General features: G+C 63.7%; 17 protein-coding genes. 9 read left to right on the top strand and 8 right to left on the bottom strand.

Annotated features, from left to right (window positions below):
* Nucleotides 1–57: 57 nt before the first annotated feature.
* Nucleotides 58–885, bottom strand: a complete 828-nt coding sequence (locus AC1RZR_RS04660) for a ferredoxin--NADP reductase (protein ID WP_477268526.1) — start codon at nt 883–885, stop codon at nt 58–60.
* Between the two features lie 220 nt (nt 886–1,105).
* Between AC1RZR_RS04660 and AC1RZR_RS04655 the strand changes: the two genes are divergently transcribed.
* The 4 genes from AC1RZR_RS04655 (at nt 1,106) to AC1RZR_RS04640 (ending at nt 7,008) form a co-directional block, all read left to right on the top strand.
* Nucleotides 1,106–3,190 (top strand): hydantoinase/oxoprolinase family protein, encoded by a 2,085-nt coding sequence (locus AC1RZR_RS04655; protein WP_481827791.1) that lies wholly within the window; start codon nt 1,106–1,108, stop codon nt 3,188–3,190.
* Nucleotide 3,191: 1 nt separating this feature from the next.
* Nucleotides 3,192–4,931 (top strand): hydantoinase B/oxoprolinase family protein, encoded by a 1,740-nt coding sequence (locus AC1RZR_RS04650; RefSeq protein WP_481827790.1) that lies wholly within the window; start codon nt 3,192–3,194, stop codon nt 4,929–4,931.
* 116 nt (nt 4,932–5,047) lie between these two features.
* Entirely contained in the window at nt 5,048–5,824 is a 777-nt protein-coding gene (locus AC1RZR_RS04645) for an ABC transporter substrate-binding protein (protein WP_481827789.1), read from the top strand.
* 53 nt (nt 5,825–5,877) lie between these two features.
* Nucleotides 5,878–7,008, top strand: a complete 1,131-nt coding sequence (locus tag AC1RZR_RS04640; protein WP_481827788.1) for an aminomethyl transferase family protein — start codon at nt 5,878–5,880, stop codon at nt 7,006–7,008.
* Nucleotides 7,009–7,089: 81 nt separating this feature from the next.
* On the opposite strand, the gene AC1RZR_RS04635 is transcribed toward AC1RZR_RS04640, so the two are convergent.
* Nucleotides 7,090–8,994: a BTAD domain-containing putative transcriptional regulator gene (locus AC1RZR_RS04635; protein WP_481827787.1), complete on the bottom strand. Its 1,905-nt coding sequence runs from the start codon at nt 8,992–8,994 to the stop codon at nt 7,090–7,092.
* A 117-nt stretch (nt 8,995–9,111) separates the two neighbouring features.
* Between AC1RZR_RS04635 and AC1RZR_RS04630 the strand changes: the two genes are divergently transcribed.
* On the top strand, nt 9,112–9,318 hold the full coding sequence (locus tag AC1RZR_RS04630) for a hypothetical protein (RefSeq protein ID WP_481827786.1): 207 nt from the start codon (nt 9,112–9,114) through the stop codon (nt 9,316–9,318).
* A 123-nt stretch (nt 9,319–9,441) separates the two neighbouring features.
* Here AC1RZR_RS04630 and AC1RZR_RS04625 read toward each other — a convergent pair whose 3' ends face one another.
* From AC1RZR_RS04625 to AC1RZR_RS04600, 6 genes are all read right to left on the bottom strand, one after another.
* Entirely contained in the window at nt 9,442–10,098 is a 657-nt protein-coding gene (locus tag AC1RZR_RS04625; RefSeq protein ID WP_477268512.1) for a methionine ABC transporter permease, read from the bottom strand.
* The gene (locus tag AC1RZR_RS04620) at nt 10,079–11,167 is read right to left on the bottom strand and encodes a methionine ABC transporter ATP-binding protein (RefSeq protein ID WP_481827785.1); all 1,089 of its coding nucleotides are present in this window, start codon (nt 11,165–11,167) and stop codon (nt 10,079–10,081) included. The genes AC1RZR_RS04625 and AC1RZR_RS04620 overlap by 20 nt, the downstream gene beginning before the upstream one ends.
* 76 nt (nt 11,168–11,243) lie before the next feature.
* Nucleotides 11,244–12,098: a MetQ/NlpA family lipoprotein gene (locus AC1RZR_RS04615; protein ID WP_481827784.1), complete on the bottom strand. Its 855-nt coding sequence runs from the start codon at nt 12,096–12,098 to the stop codon at nt 11,244–11,246.
* A 250-nt stretch (nt 12,099–12,348) separates the two neighbouring features.
* Nucleotides 12,349–13,836 carry an aldehyde dehydrogenase gene (locus AC1RZR_RS04610; protein ID WP_481827783.1) on the bottom strand — a complete coding sequence of 496 codons (1,488 nt, stop codon included), beginning with the start codon at nt 13,834–13,836 and terminating at the stop codon, nt 12,349–12,351.
* Nucleotides 13,833–15,035, bottom strand: a complete 1,203-nt coding sequence (locus AC1RZR_RS04605) for a cytochrome P450 (protein WP_481827782.1) — start codon at nt 15,033–15,035, stop codon at nt 13,833–13,835. The genes AC1RZR_RS04610 and AC1RZR_RS04605 overlap by 4 nt, the downstream gene beginning before the upstream one ends.
* Nucleotides 15,036–15,080: 45 nt before the next feature.
* On the bottom strand, nt 15,081–16,529 hold the full coding sequence (locus AC1RZR_RS04600) for an APC family permease (RefSeq protein ID WP_481827781.1): 1,449 nt from the start codon (nt 16,527–16,529) through the stop codon (nt 15,081–15,083).
* Between the two features lie 166 nt (nt 16,530–16,695).
* Between AC1RZR_RS04600 and AC1RZR_RS04595 the strand changes: the two genes are divergently transcribed.
* Genes AC1RZR_RS04595 through AC1RZR_RS04580 form a run of 4 tightly spaced genes read left to right on the top strand, consistent with a single transcriptional unit; the run spans nt 16,696 to nt 20,781 of the window.
* The gene (locus AC1RZR_RS04595; protein WP_477268503.1) at nt 16,696–17,466 is read left to right on the top strand and encodes an IclR family transcriptional regulator; all 771 of its coding nucleotides are present in this window, start codon (nt 16,696–16,698) and stop codon (nt 17,464–17,466) included.
* The gene (locus AC1RZR_RS04590) at nt 17,466–18,746 is read left to right on the top strand and encodes a Tm-1-like ATP-binding domain-containing protein (protein ID WP_481829018.1); all 1,281 of its coding nucleotides are present in this window, start codon (nt 17,466–17,468) and stop codon (nt 18,744–18,746) included. Before AC1RZR_RS04595 ends, AC1RZR_RS04590 begins: the two co-directional genes overlap by 1 nt.
* 8 nt (nt 18,747–18,754) lie before the next feature.
* Nucleotides 18,755–19,411, top strand: a complete 657-nt coding sequence (locus AC1RZR_RS04585) for an HAD family hydrolase (protein WP_481829017.1) — start codon at nt 18,755–18,757, stop codon at nt 19,409–19,411.
* 20 nt (nt 19,412–19,431) lie between these two features.
* On the top strand, nt 19,432–20,781 hold the full coding sequence (locus AC1RZR_RS04580; protein ID WP_481827780.1) for an aminotransferase class III-fold pyridoxal phosphate-dependent enzyme: 1,350 nt from the start codon (nt 19,432–19,434) through the stop codon (nt 20,779–20,781).
* Nucleotides 20,782–20,787 lie beyond the last annotated feature (6 nt).

Raw genomic sequence — 20,787 nt, 5'->3', positions numbered from 1 at the left:
ATGCAGCTGGTTTTTGACCGAAAGGTCAAAATGCAGATTGAGGCGTCGGCGCCCGGCTCAGCCGACGAAAGCGCGTTCGACAACAAAACTCGCCGGATGATGCAGCGAACCTTCCTCGAAGCCGAGGCTTTCGGCCAGCTCCTTGACGTCCTTCAGCATGTGCATCGAACCGCAGATCATGATGCGGTCGGTTTCCGGATTGAGCTTGTCGATGCCGAGATCGGTATAGAACTTGCCGGATCCGATCAGCGCGGTGATGCGGCCCATGCGTGCCGAGTCTTCGCGGGTCGTCGAATTGTAGAGGGTGACGCGGCCGCCGGTCAGCTCGCCGATCAGCGGATCGCTTTCAAGCGCCGCCACCAACTCCTGGCCATAGGTGAGCTCGGCATTGTCGCGGCAGGTGTGCGTCAGGATGACCTGCTCGAACTTCTCGTAGGTGTCGGGGTCGCGCAGCAGGCTGGCGAAGGGCGCGATGCCGGTGCCGGTCGAGATCATGAACAGGCGTTTTGCCGGCGTCAGCGCGTCGACGACCAGCGTACCGGTCGACTTCTGGCGCATGATGACGGTGTCGCCGACCTGGATCTTCTGCAGTTCCGAGGTCAGCGGGCCATCCGGCACCTTGATCGAGAAAAATTCCAGCTCGTCGTCCCAGGCCGGGCTCGCCACCGAATAGGCGCGGAACACCGGCTTCTCGGCATTGGGCAGGCCGATCATGACGAACTCGCCGGAGCGGAAGCGCAGCGACTGCGGCCGGGTGATGCGGAACGAAAACAGCCGGTCGGTGTAGTGCTTCACTGAGACCACGGTCTCGGCATAGACATTGGCCGGAATCGGAAACTGCAGCGGGCGGGCGCCGGCGATGTTGAGTGCGGATGTGGTGTTCATCAAATCCAACCTTCTGGCCCAATTCCGAACGCGGGCACCAAACCTTCACCTGCGCGCCCGAACCATTCAGGTTTCGGCGTGCTGTCTGCACACTCCAAAGCGGTAAGCTCTTGTGTCCGGAATTTATTAGTATACAAACGATATTTGCGTCAAGATACCAGCGTAAAACACCTTTCCAAACTGACGCATATCCGTAGTCCGGGCATTTCGGGTTTCGACAATGAAAGAGAATTTTTCGGCGCAAGCGCGCGATTCCCTGGGAAATGTGGTTGCCGGTATCGATGTCGGCGGGACCTTCACCGACCTGCTTCTGATCGACGGCCGCGACGGTGGCCGGGTGCATATCGCCAAGACGCCGACCACGGTCGACAACCAGGCTTTCGGCGTCGTGTCGGCGCTCGGTGCTACCGGATTTCCGATCGACGGCATCGACCTCATCGTGCACGGCACGACCACCACCACCAATGCGGTGCTCGAGCGCCGGCTGGCGAAAACCGGCATGATCACCACACGCGGCTTTCGCGACGTGATCGAGCTCGGCCGGCGCACACGGCCGCAGGCCTATGGCATGACCGGCAGCTTCGTACCGATCATCCCGCGCAATCTCAGGCTCGAAGTCTCGGAACGCGTCGAGGCGTCGGGCACGGTGCGCACGCCGCTCGACGAGGCCGAAATGCGCGCGGCGGTGAAGACGCTGATCGAGGCCGGTTGCGAATCCCTCGTCATTCATTTCCTGCATTCCTACGCCAACCCTGCGCATGAGCGGCGCGCCGCCGAGATCGCCGCCGAGCTCTGGCCGAACGGCTACATCACTTCGGGCCATGCGCTGCTGTCGGAAGCGCGCGAATTCGAGCGCGGCGTCACCGCCTCGGTCAACGCCTCCGTGCAGCCGATCCTCGAGCGCTATGTCGAGCGGCTGCGCAAGGAATTGGGGGCAAAAGGGTATGCCCGCGACTTCCTGATCATGAACGGCAATGGCGGCATGATCTCGGCCCGCTTCGTCACACGTGAGTCGGCCAAGACCGTGATGTCCGGTCCGGCTTCGGGCGTCATCGCCGCCGCCTATACGGGAAAACGCGCCGGCTTCGAAAATCTCGTCACCTATGACATGGGCGGCACCTCGACCGATGTGGCGCTGATCCGCCACGCCGAGCCGGCGGTGTCGAACGAGATCGAGATCGAATACGCCATGCCGATCCATGTGCCGATGGTGGCGGTGCACACGGTCGGCGCCGGCGGCGGCTCGATCGCTCGCGTCGATGCGGCCGGCTTGATCCAGATCGGTCCGGAAAGCGCCGGCGCCAATCCCGGCCCGATCTGCTACGGGCGCGGCGGCCTGGAGCCGACCATCACCGACGCCAATCTGGTGCTCGGCCGGCTGGCGCCGAAGAAGCTGCTGGCGGTCGAAAATCCGGTCACCGTCGAGCGCGTCACCGGCATCTTCGAGGACAAGATCGGCAAGGCGACCGGCCTGTCCGGCGTCGAGGCGGCGGGCGCGGTGCTGCGGCTCGGCAACATGAAGATGGCCGGCGCCATCCGCATGGTCTCGGTGTCGCGCGGCCATGATCCGCGTGATTTCGCGCTGTTCGCCTTCGGCGGCGCCGGGCCGCTGCATGCGACGGCCCTGGCGCGCGAACTCGGCCTGCCGAAAGTGCTGGTGCCGGCGCGGCCAGGCATTACCAACGCACTCGGCTGTGTCGTCGCCGATCTGCGCCACGACTTCGTCAACACCGTCAACCAGCCGGTGGCGGTGCTCGATGAAACCCAACTCCACGCCATATTGGAACGGCACCGAAACGAGGGCGAGGAGCTGATCGGCAAGGAAGCGGTGAAGCCGGAGACGATCCGCGTCAGCCACTCCGCCGACATGCAGTTCGTCGGCCAGACCCACATCATCAACGTGCCATTGCCTTCCTCGTCGGTGACTAGGCACGAGCTGCAAAACCTGTTCGAAAAGGCCTATTTCGCCCGCTTCAAGGTCGAACTGCCGGAAATCCGCGCTAACCTGGTCAACCTCAACACCTCGGTGACCGGTGTGCGGCCCGCGATAGACCTGTCGCGATTGATCGACCCGGCGGGGCGCGGGAAAACGCTGGACGAGGCGCGGCGCGAGATCCGGCCGGTCTGGTATGGCGGGCGCTGGCACGACACGCCGGTATACGCACGCGAAAAGCTGCCGCTCGACGCGGTCATCGAAGGCCCGGCGATCCTCGAGCAGATGGACGCCACCACCGTGCTCGAACCCGGTGACCGAGCGCGCTCGGACGCTGACGGCAACATCATCATCGATATTGGCGAGGTCTGAGATGAAGCTCGACGCCATCACGCTTTCGGTTCTCCAGGCCGCTCTGCAGCAGGTCTGCGACGAGATGGACCTGACGTTTTCCCGTGCCGCCTTCTCGCCGGTTATCGCTGAAGCCAACGACCGTTCCGACGGCATCTATTCGGCGGTCGACGGCTCGCTGATAGCGCAAGGCTCGCAGGGCCTGCCGGTGTTCGTCGGCGTGATGCAGTATTCGACCAGGACGGTGATCGAGATGATCGCCGACGGCCGCTGCCTGCCGCCCGTGCCCGGCGACATCTACATCGTCAACGACCCCTATCTCGGCGGCACGCATCTGATGGATGTGCGCTTCGCCATGCCGGTCTACAGGGACGGCACGATTTTCTGCTGGCTGTCCAACACCGGCCACTGGCCTGACATTGGCGGCTCGGTGCCGGGCGGCTTCTCGGCGTCGGCGACGGCGGTCGAGCAGGAAGGCCTGCGGTTGCCACCGGTCAAACTGTTCAAGAAGGGCGTGCTCGATCCCGAGATCTACGCCATCATCTGCTCCAACATCCGCGTTGCCGACCAGCGCATCGGCGACATCCGCGCCCAGGCCGCCGCATTGCTGATCGGCCAGGACCGGCTTAACGGAATCCTGGATCGTTACGGAGATGAAACAGTTGTCGAGGCGATTGCCGAACTGCGTCGGCGCGCCGCCGAGCAGATGCGCGCCAACATATCCGCCATCCCCGAAGGCACCTACCATTCCAAGGCATTTGTCGATTCCGACGGGGTGGTCAACGAGCCGCTGACCATCGCGCTTGCGGTCGAGAAACAGGGCGACACGCTGACCTTCGATTTCGCCGGCTCGTCAAAGCCGTGCGCCGGGCCGATGAACAGCGTGCTGGCGACGACGCTGTCCTCGGTTTACCTCGCCATGCGCCATATTTTCCCGGACGTGCCGATCAGCGCCGGCGCCTTCGAGCCACTCATCGTCAAGCGGCCGGAAGGCACTTTCCTCGACGCCAAATATCCGCGCCCCGTCTCCGGCTGCGCCGCCGAAGTGTCCCAGCGCATCGCCGAGGCGGTGTTCGCGGCCATGGTGCAGGCGCTGCCCGACAAAGTGACGGCGGCCCCCGCCGGCTCCAGTGGCAATTTCGCGCTCGGCGGCAACGACCCAGCGCGCGGCCGCGATTACGTCATGTACCAGATCTCCGGTGGAGGTTATGGCGGCAATGCCGGCCATGACGGCCTGACCAATGGCTGCTCGACCATCGGTATCTCCAAATCGCCGCCGGTCGAGATCATGGAGCAGGCCTTCCCGGTGCTCTACCGCCACTATGCCTTGCGCGAGGGTTCGGGCGGCGCCGGCAAGCATCGCGGTGGTTTTGGCCTCGCCTATGAGGTCGAGATCCTGCGCGGCGACGCCCGCGCCTCCTTCGTCATGGACCACGGACGTTTCGGCCCGCAAGGCGCGCTCGGCGGCAAGGACGGCGCGGTCAACACGGTGACGGTCTTCCGCGGCGGCGAGGAACACGTGCCGCCGCATCTCTCCAAGGAGCAGGACATCGCCCTGAAGGCCGGCGACCGTGTGCGCGTCGGCACGCCGGGCGGTGGCGGTTATGGTGATCCGCGTGAGCGGGATGCCGAGCTGGTGCTGCGCGACGTGGCGCTGGGGTATTACACGTCGGAGGAAGCCGGCGAAAAATTCGGCGTTGTCTTGTCGGCAGGCGAGCTCGCCGTTGACCGGGAGGCGACGGACAAGCAGCGCGCCGGCTGATACTGCCGGCGGCTTGGATCGCCGGCCGCGCCGTGATCGGCGCATGACATGTCGTTTCCGTCTCCGCCGCGGGTATGAAAGACCGTAGACTTCTCCGGTCAACGGAGATCTCGGACATGCGTCTTTTCGGTCGTTTCGTGCTTGCCGCCTCGGTCGCCCTGGTTCTCGCCACGGGTGCCGCTTCCGCCCAGGACAAGAAGCTCAGGATCGGCACTGAGGGCGCCTATCCGCCCTTCAACTACGCCAATGCCGACGGCACGCTTGGCGGCTTCGACATCGACCTCGGCAAGGCGCTGTGCGCCGAGATGAAGGCCGAGTGCGAGTTCACCGTGCAGGATTTCGACGGCTCGATACCGGCGCTGCAGGCCGGCAAGTTCGATGCGATCATCAACCTCACCATCACCCCGGAGCGGGCCGAGAAGGTCGAGTTCACCCACAAATACTACCAGACGCCGCCGGCCATCGCGGTGCCGAAGGATTCGACCATCGCCGGCACCGCACCGGACGACCTGAAAGGCAAGGCGCTCGGCGTCCAGACCGCGACCATCCACCAGAAATTCGCCGAGCAGAAATACTCGGGCTCGACCGTCAAGGCTTACCCGACCGGTGATGACGCCCGCACCGACATGGCCAATGGCCGCCTCGACGCGATGATGGATGGCTCGATCATCCTGACCGAATGGCTGAAGAAACCCGACGGCGCCTGCTGCAAGCTGCTTGGCACCTTGACCGCCGATTCGGCCATTCACGGACCCGGCGTCGGCATCGCGCTGCAGAAGGGCGACAAGGAGCTGGCCGACAAGTTCAATGCGGCAATAGACGCACTGCGTGCCAACGGAAAATACAAGGAAATCAACGACAAGTATTTCTCGTTCGACGTCTACGGCAGCTGATCCCTGCACCAGTGCACTTCGGCGGCGCCGCCCGGCGCAGCCGATTTCCATGAATGATGGAGACTTCGTTGGCTGAGCGGCGCTCCCCCTTCTACAGCAGCATCGTCGGACTGGGCGCGACCATGGGTCGGGTCGGTGGCGATTTCATCTCGGCCAAGACCTATTCCGGCATTGCCGACGAGCACCTGAACACGCGCAGGAATGTCGGCGTCCAGGATCTCAGCACCATGGGCAAGATGGACATCAAGGGGCCGGACGCCGAGGCGCTGGTCAACCATGTCATCGTCAATGACGCAGCGGCGATGAAGCCGGGCCAGGTCCGCTATTCCACCGTCTGCCGCGACGATGGCGGCATCATGGACGACCTCACCGTGTTCCGGCTGGCGCCGGAGCATTTCATGCTGGTGACCGGCTCGGTCAACCGCCTGAAGATGCTGCCGTGGCTTTTGCATCATGCGCAGGGCCGCAAGGCCTATGTCACCGACATCACCGCGGCCATCGCCTTCCCGACCATCCAGGGGCCGCGCTCGCGCGACTTATTGAAGGCGCTTGTCGCGGATGCCGATCTGGACGGGCTCAAGCGCTGGTCGTTCGCCTCAGGGCGCATTGGTGAGACGAAGATACTGATCTCGCGCACCGGCGTGACGGGCGAGCTCGGCTTCGAACTGTTCGTGCCGGCCGACGAGGCGGCTTCGGTCTGGAACGCGCTGATGACAACCGGCCGCGACTTTGGCCTGAAACCCTATGGCGTGCTGGCGATGTTCACGCTGGGGCTGGAAAAGGCCTATCCGGCGCATGGCATCGACATGGACGAGACCCGCACGCCGTTCCATGTCGGCCTCGACCGCTGGATCAAGTTCGACAAGGGCGATTTCGTCGGCCGCGAAGCGCTGCTCAAGCTCCGCGACAAGGGTCTCGACGAGCAATGGGGTGGGCTCATCCTCGACGGCGACAGGCCGGCCGCGACCGACGCCAGGGTACTGGCTGATGGCGAGGATGCCGGCGTCGTCACCTACAGCGACCACGGCTATTCCCTGGGCAAGGTGCTGGCGACCGTGCATCTGCGGCTGCCGTTCACGGCTGTCGGCACCGAACTCAGCATCGACATCGACGGCAAGCCGACCCGCGCGGTCGTGGCACCGATACCGTTCTTCGACCCCGAGGGGGTCAGGCTGAGGGGCTAGCGCGGCTTGTTCCGGAAATCGCTTTTGGGCTTTCCTTTTTGGTTAAGGGAATGAACGGGTATCGTCGCGGAAGGCCGACATTCATCCATCGGGTATGCCGACAGCGAGCAGGTCTCTCCGAAGATCCTCCAGGATTTTTGGGTTGCGATACGGATCGATCAAGATGGTGCTTACAGTCACACCGGGCCTTGCCGCCAGACACTGTCTAGCTGCGTGAGCGGCGAGTTGCTCGTCACCCATTCTCAAATGACAGACCGCGAGAAACGCATAGGCCCAAAATGCATAGGAATTGAGATTCCGGTAGGAGGCTATCGCCTCAGGATACCGCCCGAGAATCAGAAGAACTTGTCCGCGTAGATCCCAGAACCAATCGTAATTTAGGGGATCACGGGCGATACAGACGTCCAGATCGGACAAAGCTTCTTCATGCCGACCGAGATAGCTCCAGCACAAGCCCCGTATCGCCCTTGCCCGGGTTTCGTTCGGGTTAAGGTTCACACCCTGCTCAAGATGCAGCAGCGCCTCCTCTAACTGTCCCATGAAGATCAGCGTGTGACCCGCCGCAATATGGCTCCATGCCTCTTTCGGCCCAAGCTTTAGAGCGCGGCGAGCATGGGCAAGAGCGATCTTGAGCGTATTCCCGTCCCCCTCAAGCAGCCATTTGCTTGTGAGTACAGTCGCCATCATTGCATGGATGGTAGCGACATTCGGGTCGAGCTCAATCGCCCTGGCAAGATAGGGCTCTGCTTCCAGCGTAGTGTCATAGCGGACCATCCGAACGCGAGCCTGAAGATACAGATCGTAGGCATCGAGTTGGGTGATCGGAAGGCGCCGTATCTTCTCCACACCCGAAGTTCGGATTGTGCCGACGACGGTGATAGCGACACTTCTTGCGATCTCCTCCTGGAGCTCAAAAATATCTGTCAGCTCCCGATCGAATCGATCGGCCCAGATTTGATTGCCGGATCTGGCCTCGATGAGTTGCGATGAGATCCTGACCCTGTCGCCGGCACGGCGAATGCTACCCCGAAGCAAGTAGTCGACGGACAACTGCTTCGCGATGGTGACGGCATCGACAATCTTTCCCTTGAACACAAAGGAGGAATTGCGGGCTATGAGATGAAGTTCACCGAATCGCCCCAGTTCGGTGATGATGTCCTCGGTGACCCCGTCGCTGAAATATTCCTGGCTGGGGTCGCTGCTCATATTCTCGAATGCAAGGACTGCAACGACTGGCCCGCGGCTTGATGCGCCACCGGTGTGCGGTCTGGGCGTCTCGTCCATGCTCCGGCGCAATAGCCGAAGCTCGTCACCTGGCTCCAGGTTCAGCTCGCGCTTCAGCAACAGCTTGCACGCCTCATACTGCTTGATGGCGAGCGCAGCCTGACTCGAGGCGATATGCGCCCGCATCAGCGCGGCATGCGACGGCTCCCGCAGCGGATCAAGAGCAACCAGCCGTTCGGAAATAGCAACGCGCTCGGTACCGCTCACCGATTCAGCCAAAACTTGGAACACATCGATTGCGCGCGAGGACAGGTCGGCACGGACTTCGCGCAGCCAATCCTCGAAAGCGTTGTCGGACGTGCTCAACCCATCAAGAAAAGGCCCGGCATAGAGGGTGGCTGCCCGCCGAAGATCGGCTGTATCGCGGCTCGCGGATGCTGCGACGAATTCAGTTACGTCTATGGTGAACAATTTCGGATTGAGCGCGACGCGATCCCCGACCAGGACCAAGGCGTCGGCTCCCAACCCGGCAAAGTCTTTGCGGATAGCAGCCAGGGCCTGGCGCAGGCTGTTTCTCGCCTGCTCCTCACCTCGATCGCTCCACAGAAGAGCAGCCAGCTTGTGACGCGTCACCTCCTGGTTCGGCGCTACGGAGAGAATGCCCAGGAGTGCTCTATTCTTCTTGGCGGGCATCTCCAAGGGTTTCCCCTGCGGCGACGTCAGGTGAAAACCACCCAGGAGATCGAGCCGGGCCGGGCTCATCGCGATGTACTCTGAATTTCTGCTTTTTTCGCGATATTCACGAGCTTTTCACAGGCATCTCACGCCCCGCATTCGATGTTGCCTCTCGCAACTAACAACATCCGAGAGGAAACTCCAATGTCCATCGTCACAGAGGTTTTGGGAAAGGCAGGTGAAACGCTCGCGAACGAACTGCCGAAGTGGCGTAAGGTCCACCTTGGCCGATTTTTGTACAGCATAGCAGCGGCATATGCCTCTGCGACCTGGAAGGCTTACGGGGCGGCTACTGGCCTTGGTGCGAATAGTCCAGGACGTCAACCTGACGACGACGTCGGCAACTACTGAACTTCTTCGTCCCAACCTCGCGACGCAGACCTCGTCCAAGCCATGATCTGCGGGCTTTGTGGTTCAGAAAGCACAGCTACAGGCTCGTATGGAAGACAACGTCCCCAGATCGGCGGCCAGTCCTTAGGACCGCCGATCCAGCCTCGCCACCAGCCGGTCGCCCGCCCACTGGATGCCGCAGACCAGGATGATCAGCACGATGACCACGGCGATCATGACTGACGTTTCGAAGCGCTGATAGCCGTAGCGGATAGCGAGGTCGCCGAGCCCGCCGGCACCGATGGCGCCGGCCATGGCCGAGGCGCCGATCAGCGTCACCAGCGTTACCGTGAAGCCGGCGACGATGCCGGGTAGCGCTTCGGGCACCAGCACCTCGCGGATGATCGTCCAGCGGTTGCCGCCCATGGCGCGCGCCGCTTCGATCAAGCCGCGGTCGACTTCGCGCAGGGACACTTCGGCGATGCGCGCATAATAGGGCGTGGCGGCGATCGACAGCGGCACGATCGCCGCCCAGGTGCCGATCGAGGTGCCGACGATCAGGCGTGTCACCGGGATCAGTGCCACCAGAAGGATGATGAAGGGCACCGAGCGGAAGCCGTTGATGACGGCGCCGAGCGCGCGGTTCAACCACAGGCTTTCGGCAATGCCGCCGCGTTCGGTGACGATCAGCGCCAGCCCCAGCGGCAGGCCGAAGACCAGCGAGATCAGGCCGGACGCGGCCGTCATCAGCACGGTTTCCCAGATCGAACGCAGCAAAAGCTCAAACAGGATTGGCGACATGGCCGAGCACCTCCACCCGCGCCTGGCGGGCCTTCAAGAATGTGATTACGTGCGCGAGATGTCCTGCGTCGCTGCCCGGCACGGCCAGGAACAGCGTACCGACAGGCTGCTGCTGGATATGGTCGACGCCGCCGTGGATGAGACGGAAGGGGCCCGGAACGGCGGTGGCAAGGTCGGACAGCAGCGGACCGCGCGCCGCTTCGCCGGCCACGTCGACGCGCAGGATTGTTTCCGTGCCGGCTGACGGCACCAGCCGGGCTGCGAGTTCTGCCGGCAATTGCGGCCGGATGGCGCCCAGCAGGCTTCTTGTGATGTCCGAGCGCGGGTCGGCAAACACCGACCAGACTGGCCCTTCCTCAACGATGCGCCCGGCATCGATCACCGCCACACGATCGGCAATCGAACGGATTACCTCCATCTCATGGGTGATCAGCAGGATGGTCAGGCCAAGCTGCCGGTTGATGTCTTTCAGCAAGGCAAGGATCGACCGCGTCGTCTCCGGATCGAGCGCCGAGGTGGCTTCGTCCGACAGCAGCAGCGCCGGCCGCGCCGCAAGCGCCCGGGCGATGCCGACGCGCTGCTTCTGGCCGCCCGACAGTGACGCCGGATAGGCCTTGGCCTTCTCCGACAGGCCGACGAGGTCAAGCAGTTCGGCGGCCCGTTGCAGCCGCTCGGCATTAGGCCGCCCCTCGATCTTCAGCGGCAGCGCCACATTGTCCTCGACCGTCTTGGCCGACAGCAGGTTGAAATGCTGGAAGATCATGCCGATGCGCCTTCGCAGCGGCTGCAGGTCGCGCTCGCCGAGCCGGCTGATCTCGCGACCCTCGATGAACACCTCGCCGGAATCGGGCCGCTCCAGCCCGTTCAGGCAGCGGATCAGCGTCGATTTGCCGGCGCCGCTGCGGCCGATGATGCCGAGGATCTCGCCCTTGCGCACCGTCAGCGAGATGCCATCGAGTGCCGGCGTGGTGCCAAAGCGGCGCTTCAGGTCGACAAGGCGCACAACATCCTGCGGTGTTGCGGCGGCCTGGTCCGTGGTTTCGGCTGTTGCGGCGAAATGCTGGTTCATACGCATATCCCAAAAATACGATTGCGGCCCGCGCGTTGCGCGGACCGCCTTCCCAGTCAAAGCAGGCACATTATCCCTAGTAGGCGCTGAGGCCGGTGCCCTTGTAGACCTTGTCGAACTCGGCCTTCACCGCCTCGTTCTGATAGGACGCGACCAACGTCTTGACCCAGCCCTCGTTCTCATTGCCGGCCTTCACCGCGATGAAGTTGCGGTATGGGTTGTCGGCGATGGGCTCCTGCGCGATTCGGTTTTCCGGCGTCAGGCCACTTTTCAGCGCCCAGTCGGTGTTGACCACCGCCGCGTCGAGATCCTCCACCGAGCGACCGACGATGCCGGCGTCGAGTTCCTTGATCACCACCTTCTTGGCATTTTCGGCGATGTCGGCGGTTGTGGCGAGAATGCCGGTGCCCTCCTTCAGCTTGATCACGCCCTCGTTCTGCAGCACGCGTAGCGCCCGGCCTTCATTGGATGGATCGTTCGGCACGCCGATCACCGCGCCCTCGGGCAGGTCGGTGACCTTGGTGTACTTCTTCGAGTAGAGGCCGATCGGCCAGACGCCGGTGTAGCCGACGCGAACGATATGGTAGCCCTGCGTCTTGATCTGGTTGTCGAGATAGGGCTGGTGCTGGAAGGCATTGGCGTCGATTTCGCCGCGCTCCAGCGCCTCGTTGGGCTGAGTGTAGTCGTTGAACACCACGGTCTCGATGGCGAGGCCCTTTTCGGCCGCCTGCGCGACGACGACCCGCCACACGTCCTCGTCCTCGCCGCTGATGATGCCGACCTTGATCGCCTTCTTGTCCTCGGCGAACGACGCATGGGGCGCCATCAGGCTGCCGATGGCGACGGCCGATGCGAACAGCAGAGCAAGGCCGCTGCGCCGGTTGAGGGGTGACCAAAGGGAAGATGGAAAAGTGTTTCTGAAGTCAGTCATGATTGATCTCTGCGGTTGTGAAGTCATGCAGCCAGGCGGATTGCCGAGCCTTGATCACATCGTCAGAAATTCTATCGACTTTATCAAAGAACGCGTTTCGCCGTTCTCGTCAAAGCCGGGAATATTCTCTCAAAGTTTTCAGGAGAGTGAGCACAAGACGTCGCCGGACGACCGCAGCGGGCTGCGCTGCGATCCGGTACGCCTTGGCGGGAATGTCAGATTCGGAGAGAGACCAGCGCTGACGCAGATCTCAAAGCGCGATCCATGCCGTCTTCAGATCGAGATATTTGTCCATCGCGTGCAGCGACTTGTCGCGGCCGAAGCCGGACTGCTTGACGCCACCGAGCGGCACGGTGATGTCGGCGCCGCCATAGGTGTTGACGTGGACGACGCCGGCATTGATGGCGCGCACCATGCGGTGGGCGGTGGAAAGGTTGGCGGTCCACACCGCTGAGGCAAGGCCGTAGACGGTCGAATTGGCAAGGCGCACCGCTTCCTCCTCGGTCTCGAAACGCATGACGCCGAGCACCGGCCCGAACACCTCTTCGCGGGCAAGCTGCATCTCTTGCGTCACATTCTCGAATATCGTCGGCGCCATGTAGCTGCCGCCGGTCTCAGTAAGAATGCGTTCGCCACCGGTGACGAGACGGGCGCCCTCAGCCTCGGCTCGGGCGACGAAGTCGAGATTCTTGCTCAGCTGTTCGGCGCTCGACACCGCGCCGACGTCGCTCGAGAGATCGAGCGGATCGCCAACCTTCAGCCGTGTGGTTGCCGAGAGAAGCTCGTCCATGAAGCGGTCATAGGCCGACGATTGAACAAGAAGGCGCGAGCCGGCAACGCAGACCTGGCCGGAATTGCGAAAGATGCCATTGGCCGAGACGACCGCCGCTTGTTTGAGGTCCGGGGCATCGGCAAAGACGATGTTGGGCGACTTGCCGCCGAGTTCGAGAAAGACGCGCTTCAGATTGGAACGCGCGGCGTATTCGAGCAGCCGGCGGCCGACCGGCCCCGAGCCGGTGAAGGCGATGGCGTCGACATCCATATGCAGGCCGAGCGCTTCACCAGTGACCGAGCCGCGCCCGGTGACGACATTGAGCACACCGGCGGGAAGTCCAGCCTCGCTGGCCAGCTCGGCCAGCCGCAGCAGGGTGAGCGAGGCGATCTCAGGCGGCTTGACCACCACGCAATTGCCGGCGGCCAGCGCGGGCGCGATCTTCCAGGCGCCGATCATCAGCGGAAAATTCCACGGCACGATGACACCGACGACGCCGAGCGGCTCTTTGTGAATCAGCCCGAGCACATTGTCGGCCGTCGGCGCGATCTCGCCATAGATCTTGTCGATCGCCTCGGCATAGTAGCGGATGGTACCAGCCGCCGAGAGCGGTTCCGCCTTGTAGGCCATGCCGATCTCGGTGCCATTGTCGCGCACGCCAAGCACCGCCAGCTCGTCTGCATGCTTTTCGACCAGCTCGGCGAGTTTTGTCAGCACTTTCTTGCGAAAGGCGGGTGCCGAGCGCGACCACGAACCGTTCTCGAAGGCCTTGCGCGCCGACCGGACGGCACGGTCGATGTCGGCGGCATTGCCGTCGGCGATGCTGGCGAAGGGGCGACCGTCGATTGGTGATATCACCGGCAGCGTCGCGCCGCTTGTCCCTTCGGTTTGTTCGCCATCGATGAACAGGTCCCGCGCGCCGATTTCCGTCTTGCGCAGCGTGTCGATGGCATTCTGGCTGATCATTTGGGATTGGCTCCGAAACTAACATGCAATGTGGTTGGCGCCCGGAATTCCCAGCCGCGAAACACCGGCTCCTTGCCCGGCACCAGGCGGAGATCGGGGAAGCGCAGCAGCAGCAGCCTCACCGCAAGGCACATCTGCTCGCGCGCGAAAAACCGGCCCGAACAGAAATGATGGCCAAAGCCGAAGGCGGCATGGTTGCCTTCGTCGCGGTTGATATCGAAACGGTCGGGGTCGGCAAAGCGGCTCTCGTCGCGGCTGGCCGAGGAGACAAGTGCCGCGACCGCGGCGCCGGCCGGGATCGTCACGCCGCCAAGCTCGACCGCCCGCGTCGTCTGCCGCGTCTGCGTACCGATCGGCGCGACCCAGCGTAGGCCCTCGTCGACGGCCTTCGGCACGAAGATTTCCAGGTCATCGAGGACCTGCCGCAATTGTGCGGGATGCGAAAGCAGGCCGGCGAGGATCGAGCCGGCGCCATGTCCGGGCTCCTGCATGCCGCCGAGCAGGATGACCTTGATGCTTGGCATCAGGAAGTCGATCGGTCGTGTTGTGCCTTCCGGCATGCCGTCATGCAGCATGTGCGACAGCGCGGAGTCATCGGGCTCACGCGCAAGCCGCTCCAACGTCGGCAGGATGGCGGCGCCGACCTCGGCGCTGATCGCATCGGCGATCTCCTGCCGCTTGGGATCGTTCTCGAAATTGATGGCACCTTGGGCAAGGCCGTAAAACCAGCGGCGCAGCGTCGGCATGTCGATGTCGGCAAGGCCGAGCGAGCGTGCCAGGCTGAGCGTCGACACCGGCTCGAAATAGTCGGCCATCAGCTCAGCCGCACCTTGTTCGGCGATGCGGTCGAGATAGGGCTCGGCGATCGACCGCACGAGATCGCCGGCATAGGCGGCGACGGTGCGCGGCCGGTACTTCGGGTCGACACCTCCGCGCAATTGCTTGTGGGTCTCGCCGTCGGTGGTCAGGATGGTCGGCTTGCCGAACGAGCGCTCAACGGGCGATGAGCCGACGACGGCGGAAAAGATGTCGGGCGATTTCGCGACGCTCTCGACATCCTTCCAGCGGGTGACGAACCACAGATTGACCGCCGGCACAAAGGCGACTGGGGCGCTGCGCCGGAGCTCGGCATAGATCGGATAGGGATCGGCCTCCAGCGCCTCGACGGTGATGTTTTCGGCAAAGCTCAAGGCCGCCACTCCCTTTGCGTGAGGGGGCGGCGTGACCGCCCCCTTCTGCTTTGCTCAATCTTTCAATGGCTGGCCGAGGTTTTCGAAGGCGACCGGATCGCGGCTCTTCAGCGCGCTCGCCAGCAGCAGGCCGACCACCGCCGCAATCAGCACCAGTCCCGGCAGGAATACGCCGAGGAAGCCGCTGGCGCCCGACAGGCCACCGAAATTGATGACGATCAGATAGATGATGACGACGAAGGCGATGAAGGTCAGTCCGGGCAGGATGGTGGTCTTCAACGCATTCTCCTGCGCAGCCGGATTGGCCCGGAAGAACATCACCACGGCGAGCGACGCCACCGCCATCATGACGATGACGCCGAGCGTCGCGACATTGGTCAGCCACGAAAACAGTGCCAGCACCGGATCGAGGCCGAGCACGGCGAACAGCCCGACGACGATTGCGGCGAGCACGCTCTGGATGACCGAGGCGACATGCGGGCTCTGGTGCACCGAATGCGTCACACCGATCGTTTGCGGCAAAAGCTTCTCGCGACCAGAGACATAGATGTAGCGGGCAACCGCGTTGTGGAACGCCAGCACGCCGGCAAACAGGCTCGACACGAACAGGATGCTCATCGCCTGCGACAGCATCGTTCCGGCATAACGATCAGACAGGCCGAACAGGAAGGTCGTTGGATCCTGCAGCCCCTGCAGCGCCGGCAGCAGCTTGTCGACACCGGCGCCGACCGCCATCAGCCATGCCGTGACCATGTAGAAGACACCGATCAGCAGCACGGAGAAATAGGTGGCGCGCGGAACCGTGACCTCGGGGTCGCGGGCTTCCTCGGCATAGATGGTCGTCGCCTCGAAACCGATGAAGGCGGCAAAGCAGAACAGGATGGCGATGGCCGGCGCGCCTGATGTGATCTGGCTCCAGCTGAACGGCGCCATCGACAGGCCGCTATCGCCACCGGTCTTGAGGATGGCGACGTCGAGGACCAGCACCACCAGATATTCGCACAGCACCAGCACCGTCAGGATCTTGGCCGACAGGTCGACCTGCCGGTAACCGAGCACGGCGACCAGCGCGATGGCGATGAAACTCCACACCCACCAGGGCAGGTTGATGCCCCAGCCGGCGAACAGCCCTGATGTGGCCGCACCGAGCAGGCCCATGACGCCGATCTGCATGGCGTTGTAGGACAGGATGGCGATCAGGGCCGTGGCGCCGCCGGCCAGGCCGCCGAGCCCGCGCGCCGCATAGGCATAGAAGGCGCCGGCATTGCCGACATGGCGCGACATCGTCACATAGCCGACTGCGAACAAAAGCAGCAGGATGGTCACGATGAGATAGGTGCCGGCGAAGCCGGCGCCATTGCCCATCAGCATGCCGAGCGGCGTGCCGCCGGCGACCGCGGTAAGGGGAGCCGCCGCTGAAATCACCATGAAGGTGATGGCGCCGACGCCGAGACTGTTCTTGCGCAGCCTGTTGGCTGGCGCCTGCTCCGAAACTGCTGACATTGGTCCCTCCTGTATGCGAACCCTCAGGCTCGCCGGCCGATCGGCCTGTCCCATGCGCTCTGGATGTCGGTTCATTATTTGAACCCTTATTTTGAATATAGACTTGCAAACAAAGCCGATGCCTGTCAAGTTAATTCACACGTTAAATGATTATCCGGAGGCAGGGTTGGGTACGGTCGGCAAGGCGATTTCACTTCTGGAGCTGTTCACCGTCGACGAGCCCGCGCTCGGACTGTCCGACCTGGCGCGCCGGTCGGGCTTCGACAAGGCGACGACACGACGGCTGCTGTTGGCGCTGACCGGCCACGGCTTCGTCGAGCAGGATGCCGCCACCCGGCACTATCGCCTCGGCGCCGGTCTGTCGCGGCTGGCGCGCATCCGCGAGGCGCGCTTTCCCTTCCTGCAGACGGCGGTTCCCCTGGTGCGGGATCTCGCGGCCTCGACCGCAGAGACCGTGCACCTCTCGGAATTCGGCGTCGACACGCTGGTTACCGTCCATGTCGAACATCCGGCCTGGGCAAATCGGGTCAATGTCGATATCGGCCAGCTTTTGCCCTTGCACTCCACCGCATCGGGCATCGCCTACCTGGCCTTCGCCCGCGACGAGACCGTCAAGGCATGCCTGACGGGCTCGCTAGATGCTTTCACGGCGCATACGCTCATCGAGCCGGCCGCCATTTCCCGCTCCATCGGCGAGACGCGTGACCGCGGCTATTCGATCTGCGATCAGGGTTTCGAGGAGGGCGTGATCAGCGTCGCGGCGGCGATCCGCGCGGCCGACGGCTTTGCGCTCGGCACGATCGCGGTGGCGGCGCCAAAGGCCAGGACGACGGCGGCGGCGATCGCGGAACGGGGACTTGCGGTGATGGCCGCGGCACGGGAGATTTCGATGCGCCTCAATGGCGAAAACCTGCAAAACCTCAGGAGGCAGGCATGATGTCTGCAGAGACGGCGCCCCGCATCCTGGTGATCGGCACGGGTGACACCAAGGCTGATGAGCTTCAGTTCATGAAGCAATGCATCGAGGCCTCGGGCGGCAGCGCGGTGATGATGGATGTCAGCGTGCTGGGCGACCCGCCCTACAGCCCGGATCACGACAAGCACGCCGTCGCCCGGGCCGTGGAAGTGACGATCGCCGAGATCGTCTCGAGCGGTGATGAAAACACCGCCATGACACTGATGGCCGGCGGCGCCGTGCAACTGGCGCGTCAGCTTCATCAACGCGGCCAGATCGACGCCTTCATCGCCATCGGCGGCTCGATGGGAACCGACCTGGCGCTCGATGTCGCGCTTTGCCTGCCGCTCGGCGTGCCGAAATTCGTCGTCTCGACCATCGCCTATTCGCATCTCATCCCGCCCGAACGCGTCGCGCCCGACCTGATGATGATCCTCTGGGCAGGGGGGCTCTATGGCCTCAACAGCATCTGCAAGCTGGTCCTGTCGCAAGCCTGCGGCGCGGTCGTCGGCGCGGCGAAGATCGTGCTGGCGTCGCGCACGTCAGCACCCGCCATCGGACCGACCGTCGGCATGACGTCGCTGGGCAGCAGCTGCCTGCGCTACATGAAGACGCTGAAGCCGGCGCTGGAGCGGCGCGGCTATGACGTCGCCGTCTTCCACACCACCGGCATGGGCGGCCGCGCCTTCGAATCGATTGCCGGACAAGGGCGCTTCTGCGCGGTGTTCGACTTCAGCCTGCAGGAAATCACCAACCATCTCGCCGGCTCCGTCGTCAGTTCCGGCGCAGACCGCCTGGAAAATGCCGGCGCTCGTGGCATTCCGCAGATCGCCGCGCCCGGCGCGGTCGATATGGTCGATCTGCCGACCTGGCAGGATTTGCCGGCTAAATTCTCCGAGCGCCCGTTCCATGCCCACAACCGGCTGATCGGCTCGGTCACAGTCGACGCCGACGATCGTCGCCAGGTCGCCAGAACCATCGCCGCCAAGCTCGGCGCGGCGAAGGGGCGCTCAGCCTTCATCCTGCCTTCCGGCGGCATCCAGGAATGGGACATGCAGGGCGAGCCGCTGTACGAGCCCGAAGCCCTTGCCGCCTTCGTCGACGAAATGCGCAAGACCATTCCCGCATGCGTCGAGTTCCATGAGATCGACGCCCACATCAACAGCGAGGACTTCGTCGGCAAGGCGCTCGAGATTTTTGACCGCTGGGTCGAGGAGGGCATTGTCCCGCGCGGCACACCAGTCAAGGGAGTGGCCGCTTGAGCACTCCTTTGGCCCAGGCGCTGGTTCTTGATTTCGGCGGCGTCGTCACCCGAACGCTGTTCGAGACGCATGCGCTGACCGAACAGGCGCTCGGCCTCATCGAGGGAACGTTGCAATGGCGCGGGCCGTTCGATCCGGACAGCGATCCGCTGTGGCGCTCGATGCAGGCCGACGAGATCAGCGAGCGCGACTACTGGCGCACCCGCACCGGTGAAGTCGGCCGGCTCGTCGGCGAGGATTGGCAGGCGATGGAAACCTTCGTCCAGCGTGCGCGCGGCGCCGAACCGGAAAAAGTGGTGCGGCCCGAGGCCGACCGTGCCATCCGCGCCGTCCATGCGGCGGGTTTTCGGCTCGCAATCCTGTCCAACGAGCTCGATCTGTTCTATGGCGCCGACTTCCGCCGGCGGCTGCCGCTGCTCGGCCTGTTCGGCACCATCGTAGACGCCACTTATACCGGCATCCTCAAGCCCGATCCCCGCGCCTATGCCTTCGTCACCGAGGCGCTTGGCCTGCCTGCCGAGTCCTGCGTCTTCGTCGACGACCAGCAGCGCAATGTCGATGGCGGTCGTGCCGCAGGCATGCGCACCGTTCATTTCGACGTTGCGCGGCCAGCACTTTCCTATGCCGAGGCCCTCGGCCATTTCGACCTCGTCCCGGCCGTCTGAGACCATTTGCGGAGCCTGTCATGCGCGACATCAATTTCCTCACCGAGACAAACGCCAAGCCGATCTGGCATCCGATGGCGCATCCAGCCGAGATGCGGGCCAATCCGCCGAAGATTATCATGAAGGGTGAGGGTGTCACCGTCACCGACATCGACGGCAACAGCGTGCTCGACGCGGTCGGCGGCCTGTGGAACGTCAATCTCGGCTACAGCTGCGACCCGATCAAGAAGGCGATCGCCGACCAGCTCGGCGCGCTGCCCTACTATTCCGGCTTTCGCGGCACCTCGACCGGACCGTCGATCGAGCTCGCCTACGAGCTCAGTGAATGGTTCGAACCGGAAGGCATGGTGCGGACGTTTTTCACCTCGGGCGGCTCGGATTCGGTCGAAACCGCGCTGCGGCTGGCCCGGCAATACTGGAAGATCCGTGGCCAGGGCGACCGCACCAAGTTTCTCGCCCTGAAGAAGGGCTATCATGGCACGCATTTCGGCGGCGCGTCGGTCAACGGCAACGCCAATTTCCGCCGCAACTACGAGCCGCTGCTGCCCGGTGTCTTCCACATCCCGGCGCCGTGGACCTTCCGCAACCCTTTCGACGAGGCCGACCCGGAACGCCTGGCGAAACTGTGCGCCAGGGCGCTGGAGGACGAAATCGCCTTCCAGGGCGGCGACACGATCGCCGCTTTCATCATGGAGCCGGTCCTGGGTGCCGGCGGCGTCATCGTCCCGCATGAAAGCTTCATGCCGCTGGTGCGTGAAATCTGCGACCGCCACGAAATCCTGCTGATCGCCGATGAGGTGGTGACAGGCTTCGGCCGCTCGGGCGCATGGTCGGGCTCGCGGCTGTCGGGCGTGAAGCCGGATTTCATGACCATCGCCAAGGCGATCACCTCGGGCTATTTCCCGCTCGGCGCCACGTTGATCGGCGCCAAGGTGGCCGATGTCTTTGAAACCGATAAGACCAGCTTCGGCTCGATCGGCCATGGCTATACCTATTCCGGCCACCCGGTCGGCTGCGCCGCGGGGCTGGCGGCCCTTGCCGAGACAAAGCGGCTTCGCCTGGACGAGAACGCGGCCGCGCGGGGCATCGAGCTGGCAGCCGTGCTGGAAGGGCTGAAGGCAAGGCACGCCATCGTCGGCGATGTCAGGTACAAGGGCCTGATGGCGGCGCTCGAACTGGTCTCGGATCGAACCACCAAGAAGCCTGCCGACAAGAAAACCATGGCCGTGGTTTCGGAGGCGGCTTATGAAGCCGGCGTCATGCTGCGCGTCTCCGGCAACAACATCATCCTGTCGCCGCCGCTCATCATCAGCGCCGCCGACGTCGCGAAGATCGGCGAAGCGCTGGATGCTGGCCTGTCGAAGCTCTGACGGATT

Source organism: Mesorhizobium bavaricum (assembly GCF_056781655.1).
This window is presented reverse-complemented; position numbering and strand designations above follow the sequence as displayed.